A 26,533-nucleotide genomic window follows, 5' to 3' on the forward strand; every position below is an offset into this window, starting at 1 on the left:
CCGGTAAGGCGTGATGCCGCACCGGTCTTGCAGTGTGTATTCCATGCAGTCGTTGAGTGTTACGTCGTATTGATTGAATGGCGCGTTCAGGTGCTGGGCGCGTTTAAGACTGCTTGGAGGTCGAATTGGACAAGAACATGAAAATCCTCATCGTTGATGACTTCTCAACGATGCGGCGGATCATAAAAAACCTGTTGCGTGACCTGGGTTTCACCAACACGGTCGAGGCCGATGACGGTACTACCGCCATTCCGGTCCTCAACAGCGGGAGCATCGACTTTCTGGTAACGGACTGGAACATGCCTGGCATGACCGGTATCGATTTGCTGCGCCACGTGCGCGCCGACGAGAAGCTCAAGCACCTGCCGGTGCTGATGGTGACTGCCGAGGCCAAGCGTGAACAGATCATTGAAGCGGCTCAGGCCGGCGTCAATGGCTACGTAGTGAAACCATTCACGGCTCAGGCGTTGAAAGAGAAGATCGAAAAAATCTTCGAACGCATCGGTTGATGCGCGAAGACATTGCGCCACGGGGGAGCTATGGAGCATAACGAATCTTCATTGGGCGATTTTGAATCGACCCTGAAAAAACATGCCCACGAACTGGTCGAGAGCCTTGAAAAAGGCAAGTTTGGCGAGGCTGTGCAACTGATCCATGAGCTCAATCAGACCCGTGACCGCGGCCTGTATCAGGAAGTCGGCAAGCTCACCCGCGAGCTGCATAGCGCGATCGTCAATTTTCAGATTGACCCGCATATGCCGCAAGCCGAGGAAGTTTCACAGATCACGGATGCCACCGAGCGCCTGTCCTATGTGGTCAGGCTGACCGAGGCTGCGGCCAATCGCACCATGGATTTGGTGGAAAGCAGCACCCCGCTGGTCAACGGCCTGAGCAACGATGCCCAGGCCTTGAGCGCTGACTGGGGGCGCTTCATGCGTCGCGAAGTCGGGGCTGAAGAGTTTCGCGAGTTGGCACGGCGCGTCGACAGTTTCCTGACGCGTAGCGAACAGGAGACCCGGACCGTTTCCGGCCATCTCAACGACATTCTGTTGGCGCAGGATTACCAGGACCTCACGGGCCAGGTGATCAAGCGCGTGACCCAGTTGGTCACGGAAGTCGAAAGCAATCTGCTCAAACTCGTCTTGATGGCCAGCCAGGTCGACCGTTTTGCGGGCATCGAACATGACCGCGAATCGATCCTGGCTGAAAAAGATCCGCAAAAACATCTCGCCAAGGGTGAAGGTCCGCAGATTCATGCCGATAAACGTGAAGACGTTGTGTCCGGTCAGGACGATGTAGACGATTTGCTTTCCAGCCTTGGATTCTAGGAGCACCCATTAATGAGCTTCGGCGCCGATGAAGAGATCCTTCAGGATTTCCTGGTTGAGGCCGGCGAGATTCTAGAGCAACTGTCCGAACAACTGGTCGAGCTGGAAAGCCGACCGGATGATGCGGATCTGCTCAATGCAATTTTTCGCGGTTTTCACACTGTTAAAGGGGGCGCCGGCTTCCTCCAGCTCAATGAGCTGGTGGAGTGCTGCCACATCGCCGAGAACGTCTTCGACATCCTGCGCAAGGGTGAGCGTCGTGTCGACTCGGAGCTGATGGATGTGGTGCTCGAAGCGCTGGACGCGGTGAACGGCATGTTCGGCCAGGTCCGCGAACGGACCCAGGTCACGGCAGCGACTCCGGAGCTGCTCGCGGCTCTGGCGCGTCTGGCAGAGCCTGCGGCTGCGGTAGAGGTGGCAGCGGAGCCCGAAGTGGCTGAAGCGGTGGCCGAGCCGGTGGCTGAAAGCGAATCGGGCGATATCACCGATAACGAATTCGAGCTGCTGCTGGACTCGCTCAACGCCGCCAAGGCCGAAGCCGAGGCGCCTGCGGCTGCTCCGGTGGCCAGCAGCGATGCGGCCAGCGACGAAATCACCGATGCCGAGTTCGAGTCCTTGCTCGACCAGTTGCATGGCAAGGGCCAGTTCGCCCCGGATGCCGTTGCAGCGAGCGAACCTGCCGCGGCGAAAGCAGCGACGCCGGGTGCCAGCGACAGCAACGAAATTACCGATGATGAATTCGAAGCACTGCTCGATCAGTTGCATGGCAAGGGCAACTTTGCCGTGGACGCGCTCGAGTCTGCCGTCGCTTCGGTACCGGCAGCTGCCGCGCCCGTCGCGGCTGCAGCCGGCAGCGACCTGATCAGCGATCACGAATTCGAATCACTGCTCGACGAATTGCACGGCAAGGGCAAATTTTCCGAGGTGGCGGGTGCCGCTTCTGCCGCTCCAGCCGCTGCAACCGCGGCTGCGGTGGCGGCCAAGCCCGTGGCGAAAAAGCCCGAGCCCAAGGCCGAAGCTCCCAAGGCTGCGGCTCCAGCGGCCGCTGCAGCACCTGCTCCGGCACGTGCCGCCGCAGCGCCACCGCCAGAAAAACCCGCCAGTGAAGCCGAGACCACCGTACGGGTTGATACCGCACGCCTGGACGAGATCATGAACATGGTCGGCGAACTGGTGCTGGTGCGTAACCGCCTGGTGCGCCTGGGCCTCAACAGCGGCGATGAAGCCATGCAAAAGGCCGTGTCGAACCTCGACGTGGTCACGGCTGACCTGCAGACCGCGGTGATGAAGACCCGGATGCAGCCGATCAAGAAAGTGTTCGGGCGCTTCCCGCGCCTGGTTCGCGACCTTGCGCGGCAGCTGAAGAAAGAGATCAACCTGGAGCTGGTCGGCGAAGAAACCGACCTCGACAAGAACCTGGTGGAGGCCCTGGCCGACCCGCTGGTCCACTTGGTGCGCAACGCGGTCGACCACGGTATCGAGTCACCGGAAGAGCGCGAAGCCTCGGGCAAGGCGCGCGGTGGCAAGGTGATCCTGGCCGCTGAGCAAGAGGGCGACCATATCCTGCTGTCGATCTCCGATGACGGCAAAGGCATGGACCCGAATGTGCTGCGCGCCATTGCCGTCAAGCGTGGGGTGATGGACAAGGATGCCGCTGATCGCCTGAGCGACACCGAGTGCTACAACCTGATTTTCGCCCCGGGGTTCTCGACCAAGACCGAGATCTCCGACGTCTCCGGACGCGGCGTGGGCATGGACGTGGTGAAAACCAAGATTTCCCAGCTCAACGGTTCGATCAATATTTACTCGACCAAGGGCCAGGGCTCGAAGATCGTGATCAAGGTGCCGTTGACCTTGGCGATCATGCCGACCCTGATGGTCATGCTGGGCAACCAGGCGTTTGCGTTCCCTCTGGTCAACGTCAACGAGATCTTCCACCTGGACCTGTCGCGCACCAACGTGGTCGACGGCCAGGAAGTGGTGATCGTGCGCGACAAGGCGTTGCCACTGTTTTACCTCAAGCGCTGGCTGGTCCGTTCCGCCGCTCATGAAGAGCAGCGTGAAGGCCATGTGGTGATCCTTTCGGTGGGCACCCAGCGGATCGGCTTTGTCGTCGATCAACTGGTCGGCCAGGAAGAAGTGGTCATCAAGCCATTGGGCAAGATGCTGCAAGGGACCCCGGGCATGTCCGGCGCCACCATTACCGGTGACGGCCGCATTGCACTGATCCTCGATGTTCCAAGCATGCTCAAGCGTTACGCCGCACGGCGTATTTGATTCGGGGTGGCGGGGCGATTTGCCTCGCCCCGCCTAACGGAGTGTTTATGGCAGTCAAAGTCCTGGTGGTGGACGATTCGGGGTTTTTCCGCCGCCGCGTCTCGGAAATTCTTTCAGCGGATGCGAACATCCAGGTCGTCGGTACGGCGACCAATGGCAAAGAGGCGATCGATCAGGCCCTGGCACTCAAGCCGGACGTGATCACCATGGACTACGAGATGCCGATGATGGATGGCATCACGGCGGTGCGGCACATCATGCAGCGCTGTCCGACCCCGGTATTGATGTTTTCCTCGCTGACCCATGAAGGCGCCCGGGTAACCCTCGATGCGCTGGATGCCGGTGCGGTCGACTTCCTGCCCAAGAACTTCGAAGACATCTCGCGCAATCCCGAGAAGGTCAAGCAGCTGCTGTGCGAGAAAGTCCACAGCATCTCGCGCAGTAACCGTCGTTTCAGCAGCTACAGCACTCCGGCTCCGCAGCCGGCTGCCGCCCCGGCGCCTGCGCCATCGGGCATCAGCAGCTTCGGCAGCAGCAGTGCTGCGCCGCGTCCGTCCGCACCGGCTCCTGCGCCTGCCCGGGCTCCGGCGGCCAGCGCTTCGTCGCCGGCACCGAAGCGCAAAGCCTACAAACTGGTGGCCATCGGTACCTCTACTGGCGGTCCGGTTGCCTTGCAGCGGGTCTTGACCCAGTTGCCGGCCAACTTCCCGGCACCGATCGTCTTGATCCAGCACATGCCAGCGGCCTTCACCAAGGCTTTTGCCGAGCGTCTGGACAAGCTGTGCCGGATCAGCGTCAAGGAAGCCGAGGATGGCGACATCCTGCGTCCGGGCCTGGCCCTGCTGGCACCCGGTGGCAAGCAGATGATGATCGACGGCCGCGGCGCGGTGAAAATCCTCCCCGGCGACGAGCGTCTGAACTACAAGCCTTGCGTGGATATCACCTTCGGTTCGGCGGCCAAGTCCTACGGTGACAAAGTTCTGGCGGTGGTGCTCACCGGCATGGGCGCCGACGGTCGCGAAGGCGCACGCCTGCTCAAGCAGGGCGGCAGCGCGATCTGGGCCCAGGATGAAGCCAGCTGCGTGATCTACGGCATGCCAATGGCCATCGTCAAAGCCGACCTCGCAGACGCGGTGTACGGCTTGGACGACATCGGCAGGCATCTGGTCGAGGCCTGTATCTGATGGATGTCTTGAGCCTTATCGGGATCATCATGGCGTTTGTCGCCATCATTGGCGGCAATTACCTGGAAGGTGGTCACCTGTCGGCCCTGGCCAACGGTCCGGCGGCGCTGATTGTGCTGGGTGGCACCATCGGTGCGGCCTTGCTGCAGTCGCCGATGAGCGCATTCAAGCGTGCCGTGCAGATTCTGGGCTGGATCCTCTTCCCGCCCCGGGTCGATCTGCCCGGCGGCATCGATCGGGTCGTCAACTGGAGCCTGACCGCGCGCAAGGAGGGCCTGCTGGGCCTGGAGGGCGTGGCCGATGCCGAGCCCGACGCTTATTCGCGCAAGGGCCTGCAACTGCTGGTGGACGGCGCCGAGCCGGAAGCCATCCGCAGCATCCTGGAGGTGGACTTCTACACCCAGGAAAGCCGCGACATCGAAGCGGCCAAAGTCTTTGAAAGCATGGGCGGCTATGCGCCGACCATTGGCATCATCGGTGCGGTGATGGGCCTGATCCACGTGATGGGCAACCTCGCCGATCCGTCCCAGCTCGGCAGCGGCATTGCCGTGGCCTTTGTCGCCACCATCTACGGCGTGGCCAGTGCCAACCTGGTGCTGCTGCCGGTGGCGGCCAAGCTCAAGTCGATTGCCTTGCGGCAGGCGCGTTATCGCGAAATGTTGCTGGAAGGGATCCTGTCGATTGCCGAAGGTGAGAACCCTCGTTCCATCGAGTTGAAGCTGCAAGGCTTCATGGATTGATGGGAGGAATGGAGCATGGCCCGTCGCCGCAAGCCTGAAGAACACGTCAACCACGAACGCTGGCTGGTGTCCTACGCCGACTTCATCACCTTACTTTTCGCGTTTTTCGTGGTCATGTACTCGATCTCGTCGATCAACGAAGGCAAGTACAAGGTGATTTCCGAAGCGCTGGTCGGCGTATTCACCGACTCCGACCGGGCCCTCAAGCCGATCCCCATCGGCGATGAGCGGCCCAAGACCGTGACCCCGGCCAAGCCGCTGGTCAAGGACAGCGACGAGACCGATGCTGGTATTTCCGGGGGCAGCGACCCGCTCAAGAGCATCGCCGACGATATCAGCGCAGCCTTTGGCGACCTGATCAGCTCCAACCAGATGACCGTGCGCGGCAATGAGTTGTGGGTCGAGATCGAACTCAATTCCAGCCTGTTGTTCGGCAGCGGCGACGCCATGCCCAGCGACCTGGCGTTCAACATCATCGACAAGGTGGCGGCGATTCTGAAGCCGTTCGACAACCCGATCCACGTCGAAGGCTTTACCGATAACCAGCCGATTCAGACCGCCCAATACCCGACCAACTGGGAGCTTTCCTCGGCCCGTTCGGCGAGTATCGTGCGCATGCTGGCCATGCAGGGGGTCAACCCCGCACGCATGGCATCGGTCGGCTATGGTGAGTTCCAGCCGGTGGCCAACAATGCCACCGCCGAAGGCCGGGCGCGCAATCGCCGGGTGGTGCTGGTGGTGTCGCGCAACCTCGATGTACGGCGCAGCCTGACCGGTACCGGCACCGCCAATGCGACACCCGATGCCGCATTGAAGCGGGCTGGCACACAAACTGCACCAACCCCGGTCAAGACGCCGGTACGACAGAGCGCCGTCAATTCTCCGTCACCCGCTTTATAACTAGTGCTATTTCTCGGCCGGTCTTCTGGCTTGTCGAGAGGAACAATCCGAATGAGAGTCTGGGCAGTCGCCAATCAAAAGGGTGGTGTCGGTAAAACCACCAGTTCCATCGCTTTAGCCGGCTTGCTGGCCGAGGCGGGCAAGCGCGTGGTCGTGGTTGACCTCGACCCCCACGGCTCGATGACCAGTTACTTCGGTTACGACCCTGACACCCTGGAACACAGCAGCTACGACCTGTTCCTGCACCGGGGCAGCGTGCCCCAGGATCTGCCGGGCCAGCTCCTGCTGCCCACCAGCGATGAGCGTATTTCCCTGCTGCCATCGAGCACCGCGCTGGCGACCCTTGAGCGCCAGTCGCCGGGGCAGAGCGGTCTGGGCCTGGTGATTGCCAAGAGCCTGGCGCAGCTGTGGCAGGATTTTGATTACGCCGTGATCGACAGCCCGCCGCTGCTCGGGGTGTTGATGGTCAATGCCCTGGCGGCCAGCCAGCAGTTGGTGATCCCGGTGCAGACCGAGCATCTGGCGGTCAAGGGCCTGGAACGCATGGTCAATACCCTGGCGATGATCAATCGTTCGCGCAAGCAGGCGCTGCCATTCACCATCGTGCCGACCCTGTTCGACCGTCGTACCCAGGCTTCCCTGGGCACTCTGCGGGTGTTGCGTGACAAGTTTCCCGACGACATCTGGCAGGGCTACATTCCGGTCGATACCCGCCTGCGCGATGCCAGCCGGGCCGGCCTGACGCCTTCGCAGTTCGACGGCAAGAGCCGTGGCGTCCTGGCCTACCGGGCGCTGCTCAAGCACCTGCTGGCGCAACAGCTTGTCGCGCAGGTGGCCTGACGTGCGTCTTCATTCAAGCCGGACCCCGATCTTGCCGATAACCCCTACAGGTCACTGTGTCGGGGTCGCTCCATGGGCATTCATATGAACCGTCCTCTGGACATAAAAAGCCGACCGCAACTGGCGCTGCAGTCCTATCTGGACGCGTTGTTGCAGGACGCGACCGAAGAAGAAGCGGCACCGCTGGCGCCCCCTGTGGCCGTGATCGAAGAGCCCGTCGCGGAGTTGGACGAGTTCCAGCTGGCGGTGCTCGAAGAGCAGGCCCATGACGCCAAGGTGATCAAGGCCGCGCCGCCGGTGGCGCGTACCGAAGTTCAGGTCAAGGCGGCTCCTGTGGTGGCGCCTGTGCTGGACGCGCCGGCGCCGGTCCTGCCGTCGATTTCACCGGTCGCGCCGATGCTCCAGGCATTGGTGGCGCCGGTGGTCGAAGTGCATTTGCCGCCCAGCAATACGCCGCCACCCGTGGTGGGTGACGACCGCCCCAGCTGGGCCGCCGAGCCGTTCGAATGCCTGCTGTTCGACGTTGCCGGTTTGACCCTGGCAGTGCCGCTGGTGTGCCTGGGTTCGATCTACTCCCTGGCTGGCCAGGAGTTGACGCCGCTGTTCGGCCAGCCGGAATGGTTCCTGGGCATCCTGCCGAGCCAGGCTGGCAACCTGAAGGTGCTGGACACTGCGCGTTGGGTGATGCCTGATCGCTATCGCGATGATTTCCGCCAGGGCCTGCAATACGTGATCTCGGTGCAGGGCTACGAGTGGGGGCTGGCGGTGCATCAAGTCAGCCGCTCGTTGCGCCTGGACCCCAATGAAATCAAATGGCGCAGCCATCGCGGCCAACGTCCGTGGCTGGCCGGTACGGTGATCGAGCACATGTGTGCCTTGCTCGACGTCGCCGCATTGGCAGAACTGATCGCCAGCGGCGGCGCCAAGCAGATGGCCTTCAACAAACCGGCCAACAAGCCGACATAGACAAATAACAGGCGGCGCCGGTGGCGTTGCCCGATAGAACACACACCGTTTTCAACGGTTTTTTGAGGGGTCAGGGGTATGAATAAGTCGTCGTCTGCACAGAGTTCCGAAGATCCGATCCTGCAATGGGTAACCTTCAAGCTGGATAACGAGTCCTACGGCATCAATGTGATGCGTGTCCAGGAAGTCCTGCGCTACACCGAAATCGCCCCTGTGCCGGGTGCGCCGAGCTATGTGCTGGGCATCATCAACCTGCGCGGCAATGTGGTCACCGTGATCGATACCCGCCAGCGCTTCGGCCTGGTGCCGACCGAGGTCAACGACAACACCCGTATCGTCATCATCGAAGCCGACAAACAAGTGGTCGGGATCATGGTCGACAGCGTGGCGGAAGTGGTTTACCTGCGTCAGTCGGAAGTCGAAACCGCACCTAACGTCGGTAACGAAGAGTCGGCCAAGTTCATCCAGGGCGTGTGCAACAAGAACGGCGAACTGCTGATTCTGGTTGAGCTGGACAAGATGATGAGCGAAGAAGAATGGTCGGAACTGGAGAGTATCTGATTGATTCTTGAGGTTGCAGTGATTGTCCTGGCCATCCTCTGGATAGCCTCTGTGGCGCTGTTTGTGTCCTATACCCGCAACCAGCGGCAGATTGCCGCGCAGCAGGCCGAGGGCGATGCGCTGCGAGACCAGCGCATCAAGGAACTCTCCCGGCGCGTCGACAATTACCAGAACGGTACGGTGCGCATGGGCGAGGACTTGCACGAGTTGCGCGCCGTGGTCGGGCCGCTGCCGGACAAACTGGCGCAGCTGGAGCAGCGTGATCCTTCCAGCCTGTCGTTTGCCCAAGCCGCGCGCCTGGTGGGCATGGGGGCCAGCGTCGATGAGCTGACCCAGTCCTGCGGCCTGACCCAGGCCGAAGCCGAGCTGATGAGCAAGTTGCATAAAAACTAGCTGCAAGCCGCAAGCTGCCAGTTTTTAGCTTGAAGCTTGTGGCTTACAGCTGGCGGCTGCTGTCCGGTGTTACATCCTTCTCCTGCGCCACCGCATCCGGATCATGCCCCGCCGGGAACTTGCCCTTGAGGTTCCAGGCGAAGGCAATGATCTCGGCGATGGTCCGATACAACTCCTCGGGGATACTGTCCCCCAACTCCATCCGTGCCAGCAGCTTCACCAACTCGGCGTTTTCGTAGATCGGCACTTCATAGTCGCGGGCGATTTTCAGGATTGCTTCGGCCAGGGCATCGTCACCTTTGGCGGTCAGGGTCGGGGCTTGCCGGCCGTCGTACTTGAGGGCGATGGCTTGGCGGGGAGTGTTGGGGTTTTTCATGCGGTTTCGTCGACCCAGCGTTGTTCCAATCGGGTTTTCGTGCCCTGGGGCGGGGTGCCGAGGTGGCAGTCCAGATCGCCCACCGTCAGGCCTGAAGCCAGCAGGCGCTCACGCAGGCTGCCCAGGTGGCTCTCGATCAGGCTCGCGGTATAGGCCCGTTCAGCCCACAGCTGGCTGGATAGCCGGCCCTGAATCAATTGCGCCTGCACGTGCAGCGGCCCCAATGGCTCAAGATCGAACGCCAGTTCGACCCGCCACAGTGCCTGCTTGGGTTCGCGTTCTTCGCGTTTTTCGTTGGGTTCCGGCTCTACGGGCTCTTCGCGCTGGAACTTGACCTGCAACGGCACGATGTCTTGCAGGGTGCGCATGGGGATTTCCAGTTGCCAGGTGGTTTGCAGGCGTCCGTCATCGGTCAGGCCGGTTTGCTCCAGGCTGGACAGTTGATGGCTTTGCAGGCGCGACACGGCTGCCGCGGCCAGGCGCAGCAGGTGTTCCAGGTCGCCTTCGCCCTCCAGGCTCTGCAGCAGCCGCGAGGGCAGGGGGAAGCCGCCTGGCTGGGGCTTGGCGCTGACTTGACCGAGGGTGCCCAGGGCGCTGCGCACAAAACTCGGCAAGACCTGGGCCAGGGTGTTGGCGGCAATGATCGCGTTGAAGTTGCTGCCGGTGGGGAGCGCCGGGGCCAGTTGCGCGATCAGGCGCAGCAGGTTGCCCTTGAGGTCCGGAGGCTGGACCGGGTTGTCCCCGGCCAGCAGCTTGGCTTCCAGGAACATGCCGCTATTGGCCAGCGCCAGTGCCAGGCCCTTGGGATTGCTCAGTTGTTGCAGGTCGGGGAGCCCGGCCAGGAGTTTGTCCACGGCCAGGCGCAGGTCATTGGAGGTGGCATCGTCGGCCGGCAGATTCTGCAGGGCGCTGAGCAGACCGGTCAGCGAGGCCTGGCGGCTTTGCTGGGTGCTCAGTTGCTGGGCGATTGCCAATTGCTCCTGGCGTCCGCTCAGGGGCACGAAATTCAACGTCTGGGCATCCTGGACCATGGCGCTCAACAGGCTGCCGATGCGCAGCGGCTGAGGGCTGTCGATGCTCAGGGTGCTGCCGCTCAGGGCGGTGTTGAGCAGGCTCACCAGGGAGCGGTAGACCGCCGGTTGGCCGGCGGCCTGGGGCAGCATCTGGCTGGTCAGGACCTTGCCTTGCAGCAGGGTGCCGACCGGCAGTTGCGCGGTATCGAGGCGGGTCAGGGTGGCGACGCTGGACGCCAGGGCCTGCTGCACGCTGATCGCCAGGTTGCCGGCGGACGGCTGGCTGATGGCAAGGCTGGTGCCCTGGGGCAATGGCTGGTTGCTGGTGGCCTGAATCGTGGTCTGCTTGCCGCTGTCGAGGGTGACCTTGAGCAACAGCTCGAAGGTCTGGTCCGCCTGCTTCAGTGACAGGACTTCGGCGCGGGCAGTCTGGCCGGCGGCGATCAGGCCTTCCATGGGCTGCAACAGCTTGAGCAGCTCACTGCCGACCCCCGGCGCACGCGTGGCGGAGGGCGTCGCCTGGGGCAGCGGGAGGATGTTGATTTCACCTGACATCTGGACACAACCTGAGGAAATTAGCCCTCTTTAGAGTAGGGCATCACATGTATAATGCCGCCCGTCTTTGGATGCGCGGTAAAAACATGGCAAATGTTTGACGCAGCTCTCTAGAACCGGCTGCCAATGCATTTATTCTGCACCTCTTTAACGGCCGCTCGACAGCCGACTTGAACCGTAAAGGCCTGCTATCTCTTGACCAGCCCTCTTCTAGAAGCCGTCGCCCTTGCCTGTGAGCGAGACTTGCGTCTGCTGTTTGAAAACCTCGAATTGCGTGTGCAGGCGGGCGACATGCTGCAGATCAGCGGCCCCAATGGCAGTGGCAAGACCAGCCTGCTGCGCTTGCTGGCCGGGCTGATGCAGCCCACCGACGGCAAGGTGCTGCTCAATGGCCAGCCATTGGCCTCCCAGCGCATCGAACTGGCGCGCAATCTGTTGTGGATCGGCCATGCCGCCGGGATCAAGGATGTGCTGAGCCCGGAAGAGAACCTCTCCTGGCTCTGTGCCCTGCACCAACCGGCGCAGCGCGAGGCCATCTGGCAGGCGCTGGCGGCGGTCGGGCTGCGAGGCTTCGAGGATGTGCCGTGCCACACCTTGTCGGCCGGTCAGCAGCGCCGCGTGGCCCTGGCCCGTTTGTACCTCGACGGGCCGCCGCTGTGGGTGCTCGATGAACCTTTCACCGCCCTCGACAAACAGGGCGTGGCCCAACTTGAAGAACACCTGGCCGGGCATTGCGAGCGGGGCGGCATGGTGGTCCTGACCACTCACCATACGTTGGCGCGGGTACCGGCCGGTTATCGCGACATCGACCTGGGGCAGTGGGCGGTATGAGTGTGTTTGCGCTATTGGTGGCCCGCGAGGCCCGACTGTTGTTTCGCCGTCCGGCGGAGTTGGCCAACCCGTTGGTGTTCTTCGCCATCGTTGTCGCATTATTCCCATTGGCGGTGGGACCTGAGTCTCAATTGTTGCAAACCTTGTCTCCGGGACTGGTCTGGGTCGCGGCACTTTTGTCAGTCCTGCTCTCGCTGGACGGGCTGTTTCGCAGTGATTTCGAGGACGGATCCCTGGAGCAGTGGGTCCTTTCGCCGCACCCCCTGGCTCTTCTGGTATTGGCCAAGGTGCTGGCACACTGGGCGTTTTCCGGCCTGGCACTGGTATTGCTTGCGCCCCTGTTGGCCTTGATGCTCGGATTGCCTACGGCGGCCATTCCGGTGCTGCTGTTGTCATTGTTGCTCGGCACCCCTGTACTGAGCCTGCTCGGCGCAGTGGGCGCCGCGCTGACAGTGGGGTTGAAACGCGGCGGGCTGTTGCTGGCGCTGCTGATTCTGCCCCTGTACATCCCGGTACTGATTCTCGGCAGCGGCGCCTTGCAGGCGGCGTTGCAGGGCATGCCGGCAACCGGTTTTCTGCTGTGGCTTGGGAGCCTGACCGCCCTTGCAGTAACCCTGACACCCTTTGCAATAGCGGCTGGCCTGAAGATCAGCGTCGGCGAATAATAATGCGGTCTGATCGTTTTTTGATCACTTCTTGGTACAAGAACAGACCCTGACTTTTCGTGATAACGAAGAGCAACCGTGATGGAAACAGTATGAACTGGACCTGGTTTCATAAGCTCGGCTCACCCAAATGGTTTTATGGCATCAGCGGCAAGCTGCTGCCCTGGCTGAGCGTCGCCGCCTTGTTGCTGATCGGTATCGGCGTGGTCTGGGGCCTGGTCTTCGCGCCGCCGGATTACCAGCAAGGCAATAGCTTTCGGATCATCTATATCCATGTGCCGATGGCGATGCTGGCCCAGTCCTGCTACGTGATGCTGGCGGTGTGCGGGGTGGTCAGCCTGGTATGGAAGATGAAACTGGCCGATGTCGCCCTGCAGTGCGCGGCGCCCATCGGGCATTCGATGACCGTGATTGCGCTGTTGACCGGAGCGATCTGGGGCAAGCCGACCTGGGGCTCGTGGTGGGTCTGGGATGCACGACTGACGTCGATGCTTATCCTCCTGTTTCTGTACGCAGGTCTTATTGCGCTGAACCAGGCCATCAGCAATCGTGAGAGCGCCGCCAAGGCCTGCGCGGTGCTGGCCGTCGTCGGGGTGATCAACATCCCGATCATCAAATACTCGGTGGAGTGGTGGAACACCCTGCACCAGGGCGCGACCTTCACCCTGACCGAACGCCCGGCGATGCCTGCCGAGATGTGGCTGCCGCTGCTGCTGACGGTGCTGGGTTTCTATTGCCTGTTCGGCGTGCTGCTGCTGTTGCGCATGCGCCTTGAGGTGCTCAAGCGTGAAGCCCGGACCAGCTGGGTCAAGGCCGAAATCCAACGCAGCCTGGAGGTGGCGCCATGAGTTTTGCATCCTTCGACGATTTTCTCGCCATGGGCCATCACGGCCTGTATGTCTGGTCGGCCTATGGCATCTGCCTGGTGATCCTGGCTCAGGAACTGGCGGTGCCGATCGTGGCCCGCAAGCGTTATCTGCAACAAGAGGCGCGTCGTTTGCGCCGGGAGAACGGCAAGTGAATCCGCTGCGTAAAAAGCGTCTTTTGATCATCCTGGCGATCCTGGCCGGTATCGGCATTGCCGTGGGCCTGGCCCTCAGCGCGCTGAAGGAAAACATTAACCTGTTCTACACCCCGACCCAGATCGCCAATGGCGAGGCGCCCCTGGACACGCGGATTCGCGCCGGCGGCATGGTCGAGCAGGGTTCGCTGCAACGCTCCGGCGATTCGCTGGACGTACGCTTTGTGGTCACCGACTTCAACAAGTCCGTGACTATCTCCTACCGCGGCATCCTCCCGGATCTGTTTCGCGAAGGGCAGGGCATCGTTGCCCTGGGCAAGCTCAATGCCGAGGGCGTGGTGGTGGCCGATGAAGTACTGGCCAAGCACGACGAGAAGTACATGCCCCCCGAGGTGACCAAGGCCCTGAAAGACAGCGGCCAATCGGCACCGACACCCGCGAAGGAGGGTTAACCCATGACTTCCGCACTTTTCATCCCTGAACTGGGGCATCTGGCGATGATCCTGGCCCTGTGCTTTGCCCTGGTCCAGGCGGTGATCCCGCTGCTCGGCGCCTGGCGCGGCGATCGGCTGTGGATGAGCCTGGCTCAGCCGGCGGCCTGGGGGCAGTTCGCCTTCCTGCTGTTCGCCTTCGGCTGCCTGACCTATGCCTTCATGAGCGACGACTTCTCGGTCGCCTATGTGGCCAGCAACTCCAATAGCGCCTTGCCCTGGTACTACAAGTTCAGCGCAGTATGGGGCGCCCACGAAGGCTCGCTGCTGCTCTGGGCGTTGATCCTGGGTGGCTGGACCTTTGCCGTGTCGGTGTTCTCGCGGCAGTTACCGCAAGTGATGCTGGCCCGGGTGCTGGCGGTGATGGGCATGATCAGCACCGGCTTCCTGCTGTTTCTGATCCTGACCTCCAACCCTTTCGCGCGGATCTTGCCGCAGATCCCGGCCGACGGCCGTGACCTCAACCCGTTGCTGCAGGACATCGGCCTGATCGTTCACCCGCCGATGCTGTACATGGGTTATGTCGGTTTCTCCGTGGCCTTCGCCTTCGCCATTGCCGCGCTGCTCGGCGGGCGTCTCGATGCCGCCTGGGCGCGCTGGTCGCGTCCCTGGACCATCGTCGCCTGGGCCTTCCTCGGCATCGGCATCACCCTGGGCTCCTGGTGGGCCTACTACGAACTCGGCTGGGGCGGCTGGTGGTTCTGGGACCCGGTGGAAAACGCCTCCTTCATGCCGTGGCTGGTGGGGACGGCCCTGATCCACTCCCTGGCCGTCACGGAAAAGCGCGGCGTGTTCAAGAGCTGGACCGTACTGCTGGCCATTGCCGCGTTTTCCCTGAGCCTGCTGGGAACCTTCCTGGTGCGTTCCGGGGTACTGACCTCGGTGCATGCCTTCGCCTCCGACCCAGAGCGCGGCGTGTTCATCCTGATCTTCCTGCTGTTTGTGGTGGGCGGTTCGCTGACCCTGTTTGCCCTGCGCGCGCCGGTGGTCAAGAGCCATGTCGGGTTCAACCTGTGGTCGCGGGAAACCCTGCTGCTGGGCAACAACCTGGTGTTGGTGGTGGCTGCGTCGATGATTCTGCTGGGTACCCTGTACCCGCTGGTGCTGGATGCACTGACCGGGGCCAAGCTGTCGGTCGGCCCGCCGTACTTCAATGCGCTGTTCATTCCGCTGATGGCGCTGCTGATGGTGGTGATGGCGGTCGGTGTGCTGGTGCGCTGGAAAGACACCCCGGTCAAGTGGCTGGTGAGCATGCTGACCCCGGTCCTGCTGGGCAGCGCGGCCTTGGCGGTGGTGGCTGGTATCGCTTACGGCGACTTCAACTGGGCGGTGCTGGCGACCTTTATGTTGGCGGCCTGGGTGCTGTTGGCCGGTGTGCGCGACATCGTCGACAAGACCCGCCACAAAGGCCTGATCAAAGGCCTGCCAAGCCTGACCCGCAGCTATTGGGGCATGCAGATTGCGCACCTGGGCATCGCGGTCTGCGCCCTGGGCGTGGTGCTGTCGAGCCAGAACAGCGCCGAGCGCGACCTGCGCCTGGCGCCGGGCGAATCCATGGACCTGGCCGGTTATCACTTCATTTTTGAAGGCGCCAAGCACTTCGAGGGGCCGAACTTCACCTCCGACAAAGGCACCGTGCGCGTGGTGCGCAACGGCAGGGAAGTCTCGGTGCTGCACCCGGAGAAGCGCCTGTACACCGTGCAGAACTCGATGATGACTGAAGCCGGGATCGACGCCGGCTTCACCCGCGACCTGTATGTGGCCCTCGGCGAACCGCTGGGCGATGGCGCCTGGGCTGTGCGGGTACACGTCAAGCCGTTTGTGCGCTGGATCTGGTTCGGCGGCCTGCTGACCGGCTTCGGTGGCTTGCTGGCGGCGCTGGACCGGCGTTACCGGGTCAAGGTGAAAAGCCGCGTGCGCGAAGCGCTGGGCATGACAGGAGTCACTGCATGAGACGTTGGATGATGTTGCTGCCGCTGGCACTGTTCCTGGTGATGGCGGTATTCCTCTACCGCGGGCTGTACCTGGACCCGGCCGAGTTGCCGTCGGCCATGATCGGCAAGCCGTTCCCGGAGTTCTCCCTGCCGGCGGTCGAGGGTGAAACAACCCTGACCCGCGCCGACCTGCTGGGCAAACCGGCACTGGTCAACGTCTGGGGCACCTGGTGCATTTCCTGCCGGGTCGAGCACCCGGTGCTGAACAAGCTGGCGCAGCAGGGCGTGGTGATCTATGGCGTCAACTACAAGGACGTCAACGCCGATGCCTTGAAGTGGCTGGCCGAATTCCACAACCCGTATCAGCTGGATATCCGCGACGAAGAGGGCACCCTGGGCCTGAACCTGGGGGTGTACGGTGCGCCGGAAACCTTCTTCATCGACGCCAAGGGCATCATCCGCGACAAATACGTCGGGGTGATCGACGAGGTGGTCTGGCGTGAAAAACTGGCGGCCAAGTATCAGTCGCTGGTGGACGAGGCCAAGCCATGAAGCGCTGGTTCGCCGCCCTCGTACTGGGTCTGGGCATGGCTTCCGTAGCCCAGGCCGCCATCGACACCTATGAGTTCGCCAATGACGCCGAGCGTGAGCGTTTTCGCGAGCTGACCAAGGAGCTGCGCTGCCCCAAGTGCCAGAACCAGGACATCGCCGATTCCAATGCGCCGATTGCCGCCGACTTGCGCAAGGAAATCTTTCGCATGCTGGGCGAAGGCAAGGACAACCAGCAGATCATCGACTTCATGGTTGACCGCTACGGCGACTTCGTCCGCTACAAGCCGGCCCTGACCGGCAAAACCGCCTTGCTCTGGTTCGGCCCCGCCGGGTTGCTGCTGGGGGGAGTGGTGATCATCGCCGTGATCGTCCGGCGTCGTCGTGCCGAGCGCACTGACAGCCCGAACACGCTTTCTGCCGAGGAGCGTCAGCGCCTCGACCACCTGTTGGAAAAAGACTCCGAATGATTGATTTCTGGCTCGCTGCAGGTCTGCTGCTCCTGGTAGCCCTGAGTTTTCTGTTGATCCCGGTTTTACGTGGCCGCCGTGCCCAACGTGAAGAGGATCGTACCGCGCTGAACGTGGCGCTCTACCAAGAACGGGTTGCCGAGTTGCAAGGGCAGCAGGCCGAAGGTGTGCTGACCTCGGACCAGATGGACAGTGGCCGCGCCGAAGCGGCCCGCGAGTTGCTGGCCGATACCGAAGGCGTGGCCCCAGCCAGGGTTTCGCGGCTGGGCAAGCCGCTGCCGTTGCTGGCGGCGATCCTGGTGCCGGTGCTGGGCCTGGGTCTGTACCTGCACTTTGGCGCTGTGGACAAGGTCGAACTGACCCGCGAATTCGCCCAGGCGCCGCAGTCCATGGAAGACATGACCCAGCGCCTCGAACGCGCGGTGGCGGCCCAGCCGGATTCCGCCGAGGGCCTGTACTTCCTCGGTCGCACCTATATGGCCCAGGATCGTCCAGCGGACGCGGCGAAGCTCTTCGAGCGCACCGTGGCCCTGGCGGGCCGCCAGCCGGAGCTGCTCGGGCAATGGGCCCAGGCGCAGTATTTTGCCGACAACAAACAGTGGTCGCCCAAGCTCCAGGCCTTGACCGACGAAGCACTCAAGGCCGACCCCAAGGAAGTCACCAGCCTTGGACTGTTGGGCATCGCGGCGTTTGAAGGTGAGCGTTATCAGGACGCCATCGATTACTGGAACCGCCTGTTGGCCCAATTGCCGCCGGACGACAGCTCCCGCGCTGCGCTGCAGGGCGGTATCGCCCGGGCCAGCGAGAAACTGGTTGCCACCGGTGGCAAGGTTGCCCAGGCGCCGGCCGCCCCGGCCAAGAGCGCCGTGCTCAAAGTCCGGGTCGACCTGGCGGCCGAGCTGAAGGCCAAGGTCCAGCCGGGTGACAGCGTGTTCATCTTTGCCCGGGCCGTGTCCGGCCCACCCGCGCCGTTGGCGGCCAAGCGCCTGACCGTGGCTGATCTGCCGGCCACCGTCGAGCTGGGGGATGCCGACGCAATGATGCCGCAGTTGAAACTGTCGAACTTCCCTGAAGTCCAACTGGTTGCGCGCGTGTCCCGTGCCGGCCAACCGACAGCCGGTGAATGGGTCGGTCGCAGCCAGCCCCTGGCCAGCAGCACCACCGCGCCACAACAGCTGACCATCGACAGCCCGGATCAATAACCAGAGAAGCCGCCATGACCGCCATCGCACGTATCACCCTGTTATCACTGGTTGTGGGGTTGAGTGCATGTACGGTCCAGCGGCCGCAGCCCACCAGCTCCGAACCCATCCCGCCGGCGGTGCCGAGCACACGCTCGGTGCCCTCGACCGCGCCTGGGGCACCGGCGACGCCCAATCGTCCGGCCAAGCCCCTGCCACGCACCTCCGCCAGTTTTGCCCCACCTCCCGGCGGCCATAGCCATTGGGATGCGCGGCTGGGGGTGTATGTGCTGGATGACCAGAGCAACACCTTCTATCGCCAACGCACCTATTACCGCTGGAACAACGGCTGGAGCCGCTCCATCGGCCCGGACGGCCCCTGGGAGGAAACCGACATCCATGGCGTTCCGTCCGGCTTGGGGCGTCAGTTCAAATAGCCCCGTGAGGGGCTTGGGTGACGGTGCTTGTTGTTCAAGCCCTCTGGCTCACGGCCGATACAGCGCCATGTCCCTGAGTATCGTTGCCTGAGCACCTGATGAAGATAAAACCCAACAAGCTGTATTTGGCCCGGCTGCAGTTCTGCTTGTATGTCTGCCTGTGTTTCGTGGTGCTGTATTACTGTCACAACACCGACATTCCGGGGCTGATCTATCTGTTGCTGACGCCGTTCTTCCTGGTGGCGCTCTACGGTTTTATCTATTACCTGTTCTGCTGGCTGTTTATCGCCTACCGGCCTCGGGATGAGACGTGGTGGAAGCGTATCGACTATGTCTGGCTGTTTTTCGCCTCGTTGGCGTTGATCGGACAGACCCAGAGCGTGCGCGAAATGTGGTTTCAGTCGCCTTACGAGATGGCCCAGGCCTCCAAGGCCGGCATCGATAAAAGCCTGCGCGCCGAAATCAACGACATGCTCGACCCGGCGCAATGCGCCACGGCCGCCAGCCGCTACGAAGCGGCCGATGCGCTGCAGGTAGCAAGCCTGTGCCAGCGGTATGCCGACGTGGCCCGGCCGCTGTCCGACGTGGCGCTGGTCAATCTGTTGCAGGAGCTGCCGGCGCTGGGCGCCGAGTACTCGGCCGAGCCGATACAGCGCTGGCTGGCGGGGTTGCAGGAGACGCTCAAGGAGCGAGAGCTGCGGCGTACAGAGGTGGTCAAGTACCAGAACTTGATCAGGGAAACCGAGTTTGAAGAGCTTTTTCGCTATTTCGCGCCGTTGCTGGTGGTAATCGCTCTGGCGCTGCGCGCGTCCAAGGTCTCCGGCGAGCTCTATTTGAAAGCGCCGAAGCAACGCAAGTTTTGGCTGATCATCAACCAGCGGGTGGTGGTCGACAGCCTGGGCTTCAGCGATGTTGCGCACAAACGCTTTGCCCAGGCCCTGGGCAGCTGGCGCAAGGCCGAATGGGGCGTGGTCCATATGGCCTGTGATTTCATTGCTCAGAGCAGCCAGCGTGGCAGCAACGAACCGGTGCTGCCCGGGAGGTTTGAGAGTGAGTTTCAGTTGGCGAGCGTCGAGGAGTTCGAGACGTCGGGTTTTGTGCAGTGGGCCGCCGGCCAGTCGATGGAGCTGTTGTACCTGGTGGGCGAAACCGACCCTGAGCTGATCCGTCGGCTACGGCAGTGGGGCGAGGCGACGAACACTGAAGTGCTGGTGCGCGAGCACATCTGAGGCCGCTCAACGGCTGGTCATCAACGCCTCGACATACGTGACAAAGGCCCGGGCCTTGGCGCTGGCCAGGCGCCCGGTAGGAAATACCGCCCACAGTTGCTGGGGCGGCAGCTGCCAGTCGCCGAGCAGCTCCTGGACCTGACCTCGGGCCAGCTCCGGGGCGAACATCCAGTACGAGGCCACGGTCAGCCCCTGGTGGGCCAGCACTGCCTCGCGCAGCCCTTCGGCGGCGTTGACCCGCATCCTGCCTGCCAGTACCACCGCCTGTTGTTGACCGTGCTGGGTGAAGGTCCAGTGGGCGCCACCGCCCAGGCTGTAGATGATGGCCGGCAATCGGGGCAACTGCTCGGGGGCGGTCGGCGTGCCATGCCGTGCCAGGTACTCAGGCGTCGCCACCACCACGCGTCGGCACTGGCTGATCTGGCGTGCGGTCAGCGCCGAATCTTCCAGGCTGCCCATGCGCAGGGCGACATCGATCCCGGCCTCCACCAGGTTGCTGTTGTGGTCGTCCAGTACCACGTCGATCGACAGTTCCGGGTGCTGCTCAAGGAAGGGGCCCAGGTTCGGCACGATGTGCATGCGGGCGAAGGTCACCGCCGCAGCGATGCGCAAGGTGCCGCGCAGGCCGGCCGCCGAGCCCCGTGCCGCACGCTCGGCCTCATCGGCCTCTTCCAGGGTGCGCCGGGCACGCTCGAAAAACGCCAGGCCGGCCTCGGTGGGCGTGAGGCCGCGGGTCGAACGCAGCAACAGTCGCACGGCCAGGTGTGTCTCCAGTTGCGCGATGCTTTTCGAGACGGCCGGCTGGCCGATGTTGAGGCGCCGGGCGGCGGCGGAAAACGAACCGGTTTCCACCACATTGATGAAGGTTTCCATGGCAGCCAGGCGGTCCATCGGCGTTGCTCCAGTCGGGGGCAGGGCGCGGGCCAGCCCGCGCAGGTGGGTTTCAGGCGCTGGCCGGCAGCGGCTTTTCGGACACCAGCAAAAAGCGCAGCAGCGCCAGCAGCGGGAACAGGCTGCCGACCAGGATCACCCCCAGCCAGCCGCCGTGTTCGTACACCGCACTGGCGATGGATGAGCCAAAGGCGCCGCCGATAAAGATGCTGGTCATGTACAGCGCATTCAAGCGGCTGCGGCTCTGGGCATCCAGGGCATACACCGCCCGCTGGCCGAGGACCATGTTCATCTGCACGCAGAAATCCAAGACCACGCCGGTCACCGCGAGACCGATGACGCTGTAGGCCGGATGCACCAGGCCCGGAAGAAAACTCAAGGCCGCGAACAGCATGGCCAGCAGCGAGGCGACGCGGGTGTGGCCGGCATCCGCCAGGCGCCCGCTGATGGGGGCGGCGATGGCGCCGATGGCGCCAACCAGGGCAAAGAGTGCGATCTGGGTCTGGGATAGGCCGTGATTGCGCGCCAGCTCCAGCGGTGCGGCGGTCCAGAACAGGCTGAAGGTGGCGAACAGGCAACCCTGGTAGAACGCCCGTTGGCGCAGTACCGGCTGGCGGCGCAGCAAGGTGCCCAGGGAGCGCAGCAACTGGCCGTAGCTGGCACTGTGCTCGGGCTGGCGCTTGGGCATGGTCAGGGCCAGCACCGCGCTGATGGCGACCATCAATACCGCAGCGGCAATGAACATGGCGCGCCAGCCGAAGTGATCGGCCACCACGCTGGCCACCGGCCGTGCCAGCAGTATCCCCAGCAACAAGCCGCCCATGATCCCGCCGACCACCCGCCCGCGAGATTCGGCCGGGGCCAGGTGTGCTGCCAGGGGGATCAGGATCTGCACCGACACCGAGCTGAAGCCGATCAGCAGCGATACCAGCAGGAAGGCATTGGGGGCGGTGGTGAAGGCCGCCACCAGCAGGCTGACAATGGCCACCAGGGTGGTGACGATCATCAGGCGCCGGTTTTCCAGGAGATCGCCCAGGGGCACCAGGAAAAACAGGCCCAGGGCATAGCCGATCTGGGTCAGGGACACGATCAGGCTGGCCAGGGTGCTGGACAGGCCGACGTCCGGGGCGATCAGCTCGATGATCGGCTGGGCGTAATAGATGTTGGCGACGATCGCGCCGCAGCAGAAGGCAAACAGCAGCACCATGCCCCGGGTCATTGTCGCGCTGGTGGCGTGCAGCGCTTGGGAAGTTGTAGTCATCGCGGTTCTCTTGGCGGCGAAAGGATGTGGGCGAGGTTAGGAGGCTGGCCCGTGACGCGGTAGAGAGGTTCGGGTGATAGCATTTATTCCTGTGGGGAATAGGGGGGCGAAGCGGCTTGAACGAAGCACTGAGAAGGGCTCCCCGGGCCGATGATACATTTACTTACAACTGCTTCGATAGCCGGCTTATAGTTGGCCAGGAAGTCGTGAGCATTGCTCCGATTGATCATCAGCCTTTCAGCACGGGAAGCCTGCCCCATGAAACTGTCTTTGCGCCGATTGTTCGACGCTGTCGCGAGCATCGTTTTGGCCAGCCTGATGCTGTTCGGCCCGGCCCAGGCCCAGGATGCGCCGGGGATGCGCATCGCGGTACGGGGTGAAATCACCGGCATCAGCGGCGATGTGCTGCGGGTGCATGCCAACAATGGTGAGGTGGCCAGCATCGAGCTGACGCCCCAGACCCAGGTGCGGGCAGTGAGCCTGGCCAATATCGAAGACATCAAGCCCGGCAGCTACATCGGCTCGGCGGCGGTGCCCATGGCCGATGGCACCCTCAAGGCCCTGGAAGTGCATGTATTTCCCCCTCAGATGGTCGGCACGGGCGAAGGCCATCGGCCATTTGACCTGGTCAAGGGCAGCAGCATGACCAATGGCAGTGTCGGCGACCTGGTGGTGAGCAACGGTCGCACCCTGACCGTCAACTACAAGGGCGGCCAGCAGAAGATCCTGGTGCCGGACGATGTGCCCATCGTCAATCTGGCGCCAGCTGATCGCAGCCTGCTCAAGGCCGGGGTCAAGGTGGTGATGTTCGTGACCCAGGGCGCCGATGGCAAATTGACCGCGCAATCGATCTCGGCCGGCAAGGACGGGGTCACCCCGCCGATGTGAGGCGCGCCCTCACTGCACGGCGGCTGTTGCGTTGCCAAGTGTTGCTGTGGCGGCGTTTCGGTGGAACTCCGGGCGGGCTTGGTTTAGGGTTTTCGGTCGCTCATCGCGTCGGGAGGCCCCATGCAAAAGTCCACGTTCAATCCGCCAAACATCTTCAATTCTCTGCAATACGGTTTCAGCCAGGCTGTCGAGGTTCGCGGCGGCCGGCGCCTGCTGCTGTCGGGCCAGGTTGGCGTCGACGAGCACGAATCCACTGTCGGCCCCGGCCTGCGGGAGCAGACCGAGCAGGCCTTCGACAATATCGAACGGGTGCTGGCCCACGCCGGTGGCGCGCTGGGGGATGTGGTGATGCTGCGCATCTACATTGCCGAAGCGGCCCGTGACCAGCAGGAGCAGATCAGCCAGGTTCTGCTGCAACGTTTCCCCAATGACCCGCCGGCATCGTCGTGGATCATCGTCAGAGGCTTGTCGTTGCCCGAGTGGCTGATCGAGGTCGAGGCCGAAGCCATGCTCGCCGAACGGCAGCCGGCCCAGGAGGCCGCGTTGCTGAGCCCGGTGGTGGGGCTCTAGCCGTTGCGCCTCAAACCGCAGGCATAAAAAAAGCGACCATCACGGTCGCTTTTTTTCAGCGGTAACCCTTACTTGGCGTCGCCGTAGATCTGGTCGAAGATCCCGCCGTCATTGAAGTGGGTCTTCTGCACGGTGCGCCAGTCACCGAAGGTTTTCTCCACCGAGAGGAAGTCGACTTTCGGGAAGCGGTCGGTGTACTTGGCCAGGACTTTCGGGTCCCGTGGGCGCAGGTAGTTGTTGGCGGCGATTTCCTGGCCTTCCGGCGACCACAGGTACTTCAGGTATTCCTCGGCCGCGGCGCGGGTGCCTTTCTTGTCGACCACTTTGTCGACCACCGACACCGGTGGCTCGGCTTCGGCGGAAACGCTTGGGTAGATCACTTCGAACTGATCGCGGCCGAACTCGCGGGCGATCATCTCGGCTTCGTTTTCAAAGGTCACCAGCACGTCGCCGATCTGGTTGGTCATGAAGGTCGTGGTAGCGGCGCGGCCACCGGTATCCAATACCGGAGCCTGGCGGAACAGTTTGCCGACAAAGTCCTTGGCCTTGCTTTCGTCACCGCCATTCTTGAGCACGTAACCCCAGGCCGAGAGGTAGGTGTAGCGGCCGTTACCCGAGGTTTTCGGGTTGGGCACAATCACCTGGACGCCATCCTTGAGCAGGTCCGGCCAGTCTTTCAGGGCTTTCGGGTTGCCTTTGCGCACGATAAACACGGTGGCCGAGGTGAACGGCGCGCTGTTGTTCGGCAGGCGGGTCACCCAGTTGTCCGGGACCAGCTTGCCGTTGTCCACCAGGGCATTGATATCAGTGGCCATGTTCATGGTAATGACGTCGGCCGGCAGGCCGTCGATGACCGAACGCGCCTGTTTGCTCGAACCGCCGAAAGACATCTGCAGGGTGATGTTCTCCTTGTGCTCGGCTTGCCAATGCTTCTGGAAGGCTGCGTTGTAGTCTTTATAGAAGTCGCGCATCACGTCGTAGGACACGTTCAGCAGGGTCGGTGCGGCCTGGGCCGCGCTGCCTAGTGCCAGGCCGGCAGCCAGAAGAGAGGCGCTCAAAAGTTTTTTCACTGCACATTCCTTTTATTCGAGAGTGAAGGCATTTTGCCGCCGACTATAGCCGGGGCGTCATAGCGGTTTAAAGATTAAAAAGCACTTTGCTTATTCCATTTTCTTGAACAGCGCATTCCCGCAGCGCGAGCAGAATGCAGCGCTGGGTTCATGGTTGCTCTTCTTGCACACCGGGCAGTCATGCTTGAGTTGTTCGCCGCGCATGGCACTGGCCAGTTCAGCGGTAAAGATCCCGGTGGGGACGGCGATGATCGAGTAACCGGTGATCATCACCAGCGATGAAATCACCTGGCCCAATGGGGTTTTCGGCACGATATCGCCGAAGCCCACCGTGGTCAGGGTGACGATAGCCCAATAGATGCCCTTGGGAATGCTGGTAAAGCCGTGCTCCGGGCCTTCGACCACATACATCAAGGTGCCGAACACCGTGACCAGGGTCGACACGCTGAGCAGGAACACAATGATCTTCTGCTTGCTGCCCCGCAGGGCCGACATCAGGTAGTTGGCCTGCTTGAGGTAGGGGCTCAGCTTGAGCACACGGAAGATCCGCAGCATGCGGATCACACGGATGATCAGCAGGTACTGGGCATCGCTGTAATACAGCGCGAGGATCCCCGGGACAATGGCCAGCAGGTCCACCAGGCCATAGAAACTGAAGGCATAGCGCAACGGCTTGGGCGAGCAGTACAGGCGCAGGCCGTACTCGATCGCGAAAATCAGGGTAAAGCCCCATTCGATGTAGGCCAGCACGTTGGCGTAGTCGCGGTGCACCTGGTCGATGCTGTCGAGGATCACGATCACCAGGCTGGCGAGGATGATCAGCAGCAAGGTGCTGTCGAAGCGTCGACCGGCCACGGTGTCGGTCTGGAAAATCATGACGTAGAGACGGTCACGCCAGTGGTTGCTGCTGTCCATGTAGATCGCCTGAAACAAATATCAGCGCAGCCTAGGTGGATTGCCCCTTGCAGTGCAAGGCGCACTGTCTCGGGCCGCCTGGCGCATGACCCGGACCGTGGCGCGTACCAGCCAGGCAGCGAGGATAAAGGGCGCGGTCAGGGGCGCCAGGCCCAGGGCGGCAAAGCCCGGCGTCAGTAGCAGGGCCAGGGCGACACCGGGCACTGGCAGCCAGCACAGGGCGCGAGGTTGCTGGCTGAGGGCGATGGCCACCAGCACGGCGTTGTAGCCGCCCAGGCCAAGCAGGGCGCTGGGGTTTTCATGATGCAACAGGCTGAACCCCAGGCCGGCCGCCGAACCGAACACGGCCCAGGCCGCAGCGCGCCGGTTGGCCAGGAACAGCCCGAGGGCAATCAAGGCACCGGCCAGTGGCTGTTCAAGGAACAGCACTTGCCCCAGGCCCTTGGCGGTCGCCCCCAGCAGCTCGAGCAGGCCGGGTTCGGCCAGGGGCGGGTTGGCCGGCAACATGGGCTCGGCAACGCTCAGCAGCAACCAGCTCAAACCGACAAAAGGCGCGGTGTAGGCCGGCAGGCAATGGTGGTCCCGTGAGCGCTTGAGCCACTGCTGGGTCAGGATCGCGCTGATCCCGCCGCAGGCGACAATCAACGGCGGCAGCAGCGCCGACCAGGGGAAATAAAGGCTCAGCAGCAAGCCGAGCAGCACCCCGTTGTAGCTGAACAGCCCGGCCTGGCGATCGGCCTTGGGGTAGCCGCGTCGTTGTGCCGTAAGCAGGCCGGCGACGCCACCGAGCAGGGCGCCGCCGAGCAGGGCCGGAGCACCGATCAGGATGGCCAGCAGGCACAGCAGGCCACACAGCGGGTGGCGCTGGAGAAAGACCTGACTGAAGCCATTGAGCACGGCGCTGGCCCAGTCGGGGCAATAGGAGTTGAACGACTCTGAAGGCATGAACGATTCGTCAGGGCGGGCCATGGCCGTCGCCGGCCATGGCGATTGGGGC

30 protein-coding genes are annotated in these 26,533 nt (G+C 62.8%); 23 read left to right on the forward strand and 7 right to left on the reverse strand.

The window, feature by feature from the left end; all coding sequences use genetic code 11:
- Positions 1-137 precede the first annotated feature (137 nt).
- From JFU57_RS16265 to JFU57_RS16310, 10 genes are all read left to right on the forward strand, one after another.
- The gene (locus JFU57_RS16265; RefSeq protein ID WP_003183998.1) at positions 138-509 is read left to right on the forward strand and encodes a chemotaxis response regulator CheY; all 372 of its coding nucleotides are present in this window, start codon (positions 138-140) and stop codon (positions 507-509) included.
- Between the two features lie 30 nt (positions 510-539).
- Positions 540-1,328 (forward strand): protein phosphatase CheZ, encoded by a 789-nt coding sequence (locus tag JFU57_RS16270; protein WP_020299273.1) that lies wholly within the window; start codon positions 540-542, stop codon positions 1,326-1,328.
- 12 nt (positions 1,329-1,340) lie between these two features.
- The gene (locus JFU57_RS16275) at positions 1,341-3,605 is read left to right on the forward strand and encodes a chemotaxis protein CheA (protein ID WP_201130042.1); all 2,265 of its coding nucleotides are present in this window, start codon (positions 1,341-1,343) and stop codon (positions 3,603-3,605) included.
- Positions 3,606-3,652: 47 nt separating this feature from the next.
- Positions 3,653-4,789 (forward strand): protein-glutamate methylesterase/protein-glutamine glutaminase, encoded by a 1,137-nt coding sequence (locus JFU57_RS16280; RefSeq protein WP_020299271.1) that lies wholly within the window; start codon positions 3,653-3,655, stop codon positions 4,787-4,789.
- Entirely contained in the window at positions 4,789-5,529 is a 741-nt protein-coding gene (locus JFU57_RS16285) for a flagellar motor protein (RefSeq protein ID WP_201130043.1), read from the forward strand. The genes JFU57_RS16280 and JFU57_RS16285 overlap by 1 nt, the downstream gene beginning before the upstream one ends.
- Positions 5,530-5,544: 15 nt before the next feature.
- Entirely contained in the window at positions 5,545-6,429 is an 885-nt protein-coding gene (motD, locus tag JFU57_RS16290) for a flagellar motor protein MotD (protein WP_201130044.1), read from the forward strand.
- Positions 6,430-6,480: 51 nt separating this feature from the next.
- Positions 6,481-7,269 carry a ParA family protein gene (locus JFU57_RS16295; RefSeq protein ID WP_020299268.1) on the forward strand — a complete coding sequence of 263 codons (789 nt, stop codon included), beginning with the start codon at positions 6,481-6,483 and terminating at the stop codon, positions 7,267-7,269.
- An 84-nt stretch (positions 7,270-7,353) separates the two neighbouring features.
- Entirely contained in the window at positions 7,354-8,235 is an 882-nt protein-coding gene (locus tag JFU57_RS16300) for a CheW domain-containing protein (protein WP_078470996.1), read from the forward strand.
- 78 nt (positions 8,236-8,313) lie between these two features.
- A complete protein-coding gene (locus JFU57_RS16305) occupies positions 8,314-8,796 on the forward strand; it encodes a chemotaxis protein CheW (protein ID WP_007922496.1) in 483 nt (160 codons plus the stop codon).
- On the forward strand, positions 8,797-9,189 hold the full coding sequence (locus JFU57_RS16310) for a DUF2802 domain-containing protein (RefSeq protein ID WP_020299266.1): 393 nt from the start codon (positions 8,797-8,799) through the stop codon (positions 9,187-9,189). It begins immediately after the preceding gene.
- A 43-nt stretch (positions 9,190-9,232) separates the two neighbouring features.
- Here the strand turns inward: JFU57_RS16310 and JFU57_RS16315 are convergent, their stop codons facing one another.
- On the reverse strand, positions 9,233-9,565 hold the full coding sequence (locus JFU57_RS16315) for an EscU/YscU/HrcU family type III secretion system export apparatus switch protein (protein ID WP_078470997.1): 333 nt from the start codon (positions 9,563-9,565) through the stop codon (positions 9,233-9,235).
- The gene (gene fliK / locus JFU57_RS16320; protein WP_201130045.1) at positions 9,562-11,133 is read right to left on the reverse strand and encodes a flagellar hook-length control protein FliK; all 1,572 of its coding nucleotides are present in this window, start codon (positions 11,131-11,133) and stop codon (positions 9,562-9,564) included. Before fliK ends, JFU57_RS16315 begins: the two co-directional genes overlap by 4 nt.
- Before the next feature lie 195 nt (positions 11,134-11,328).
- Here fliK and ccmA point away from each other — a divergent pair, with 195 nt between their 5' ends.
- The 11 genes from ccmA to JFU57_RS16375 all read left to right on the forward strand — a co-directional run bounded on the left by ccmA (position 11,329) and on the right by JFU57_RS16375 (position 19,941).
- Entirely contained in the window at positions 11,329-11,964 is a 636-nt protein-coding gene (gene ccmA / locus JFU57_RS16325) for a cytochrome c biogenesis heme-transporting ATPase CcmA (RefSeq protein ID WP_201130046.1), read from the forward strand.
- Positions 11,961-12,629: a heme exporter protein CcmB gene (gene ccmB / locus JFU57_RS16330; RefSeq protein ID WP_201130047.1), complete on the forward strand. Its 669-nt coding sequence runs from the start codon at positions 11,961-11,963 to the stop codon at positions 12,627-12,629. Before ccmA ends, ccmB begins: the two co-directional genes overlap by 4 nt.
- 92 nt (positions 12,630-12,721) lie before the next feature.
- Positions 12,722-13,477 carry a heme ABC transporter permease gene (locus JFU57_RS16335; RefSeq protein ID WP_078471001.1) on the forward strand — a complete coding sequence of 252 codons (756 nt, stop codon included), beginning with the start codon at positions 12,722-12,724 and terminating at the stop codon, positions 13,475-13,477.
- Positions 13,474-13,650: a heme exporter protein CcmD gene (gene ccmD, locus JFU57_RS16340; protein ID WP_020299260.1), complete on the forward strand. Its 177-nt coding sequence runs from the start codon at positions 13,474-13,476 to the stop codon at positions 13,648-13,650. Before JFU57_RS16335 ends, ccmD begins: the two co-directional genes overlap by 4 nt.
- Positions 13,647-14,102 (forward strand): cytochrome c maturation protein CcmE, encoded by a 456-nt coding sequence (gene ccmE / locus JFU57_RS16345; RefSeq protein WP_020299259.1) that lies wholly within the window; start codon positions 13,647-13,649, stop codon positions 14,100-14,102. Before ccmD ends, ccmE begins: the two co-directional genes overlap by 4 nt.
- 3 nt (positions 14,103-14,105) lie before the next feature.
- Positions 14,106-16,094 (forward strand): heme lyase CcmF/NrfE family subunit, encoded by a 1,989-nt coding sequence (locus JFU57_RS16350; protein ID WP_201130049.1) that lies wholly within the window; start codon positions 14,106-14,108, stop codon positions 16,092-16,094.
- Complete coding sequence (locus JFU57_RS16355; RefSeq protein ID WP_078471003.1) at positions 16,091-16,627, forward strand: DsbE family thiol:disulfide interchange protein; 537 nt, start codon at positions 16,091-16,093, stop codon at positions 16,625-16,627. Before JFU57_RS16350 ends, JFU57_RS16355 begins: the two co-directional genes overlap by 4 nt.
- Positions 16,624-17,094, forward strand: coding sequence for a cytochrome c-type biogenesis protein (locus tag JFU57_RS16360; protein WP_078471004.1), 471 nt, complete (start codon positions 16,624-16,626; stop codon positions 17,092-17,094). Before JFU57_RS16355 ends, JFU57_RS16360 begins: the two co-directional genes overlap by 4 nt.
- A complete protein-coding gene (ccmI, locus tag JFU57_RS16365; RefSeq protein WP_201130051.1) occupies positions 17,091-18,296 on the forward strand; it encodes a c-type cytochrome biogenesis protein CcmI in 1,206 nt (401 codons plus the stop codon). The genes JFU57_RS16360 and ccmI overlap by 4 nt, the downstream gene beginning before the upstream one ends.
- A 14-nt stretch (positions 18,297-18,310) precedes the next feature.
- The gene (locus tag JFU57_RS16370; RefSeq protein ID WP_078471006.1) at positions 18,311-18,712 is read left to right on the forward strand and encodes a hypothetical protein; all 402 of its coding nucleotides are present in this window, start codon (positions 18,311-18,313) and stop codon (positions 18,710-18,712) included.
- A gap of 98 nt (positions 18,713-18,810) precedes the next feature.
- Positions 18,811-19,941, forward strand: coding sequence for a hypothetical protein (locus JFU57_RS16375; protein WP_201130053.1), 1,131 nt, complete (start codon positions 18,811-18,813; stop codon positions 19,939-19,941).
- A gap of 6 nt (positions 19,942-19,947) precedes the next feature.
- On the opposite strand, the gene JFU57_RS16380 is transcribed toward JFU57_RS16375, so the two are convergent.
- Entirely contained in the window at positions 19,948-20,832 is an 885-nt protein-coding gene (locus JFU57_RS16380; protein WP_078471008.1) for a LysR family transcriptional regulator, read from the reverse strand.
- 52 nt (positions 20,833-20,884) lie between these two features.
- The gene (locus JFU57_RS16385; RefSeq protein WP_201130055.1) at positions 20,885-22,093 is read right to left on the reverse strand and encodes an MFS transporter; all 1,209 of its coding nucleotides are present in this window, start codon (positions 22,091-22,093) and stop codon (positions 20,885-20,887) included.
- 258 nt (positions 22,094-22,351) lie between these two features.
- On the opposite strand from JFU57_RS16385, the gene JFU57_RS16390 reads away from it, so the two are divergent.
- A complete protein-coding gene (locus JFU57_RS16390) occupies positions 22,352-22,981 on the forward strand; it encodes a hypothetical protein (RefSeq protein ID WP_201130057.1) in 630 nt (209 codons plus the stop codon).
- Between the two features lie 120 nt (positions 22,982-23,101).
- Positions 23,102-23,551, forward strand: coding sequence for a RidA family protein (locus JFU57_RS16395; protein WP_201130058.1), 450 nt, complete (start codon positions 23,102-23,104; stop codon positions 23,549-23,551).
- A gap of 68 nt (positions 23,552-23,619) precedes the next feature.
- On the opposite strand, the gene JFU57_RS16400 is transcribed toward JFU57_RS16395, so the two are convergent.
- The 3 genes from JFU57_RS16400 to JFU57_RS16410 all read right to left on the reverse strand — a co-directional run bounded on the left by JFU57_RS16400 (position 23,620) and on the right by JFU57_RS16410 (position 26,481).
- Positions 23,620-24,621: a sulfate ABC transporter substrate-binding protein gene (locus JFU57_RS16400; RefSeq protein WP_020299248.1), complete on the reverse strand. Its 1,002-nt coding sequence runs from the start codon at positions 24,619-24,621 to the stop codon at positions 23,620-23,622.
- A gap of 90 nt (positions 24,622-24,711) precedes the next feature.
- Complete coding sequence (locus JFU57_RS16405) at positions 24,712-25,536, reverse strand: ion transporter (protein WP_078471013.1); 825 nt, start codon at positions 25,534-25,536, stop codon at positions 24,712-24,714.
- Between the two features lie 21 nt (positions 25,537-25,557).
- Complete coding sequence (locus JFU57_RS16410; protein WP_201132132.1) at positions 25,558-26,481, reverse strand: urea transporter; 924 nt, start codon at positions 26,479-26,481, stop codon at positions 25,558-25,560.
- Positions 26,482-26,533 lie beyond the last annotated feature (52 nt).

Source organism: Pseudomonas sp. TH07 (assembly GCF_016651285.1).
GTDB lineage: Bacteria > Pseudomonadota > Gammaproteobacteria > Pseudomonadales > Pseudomonadaceae > Aquipseudomonas.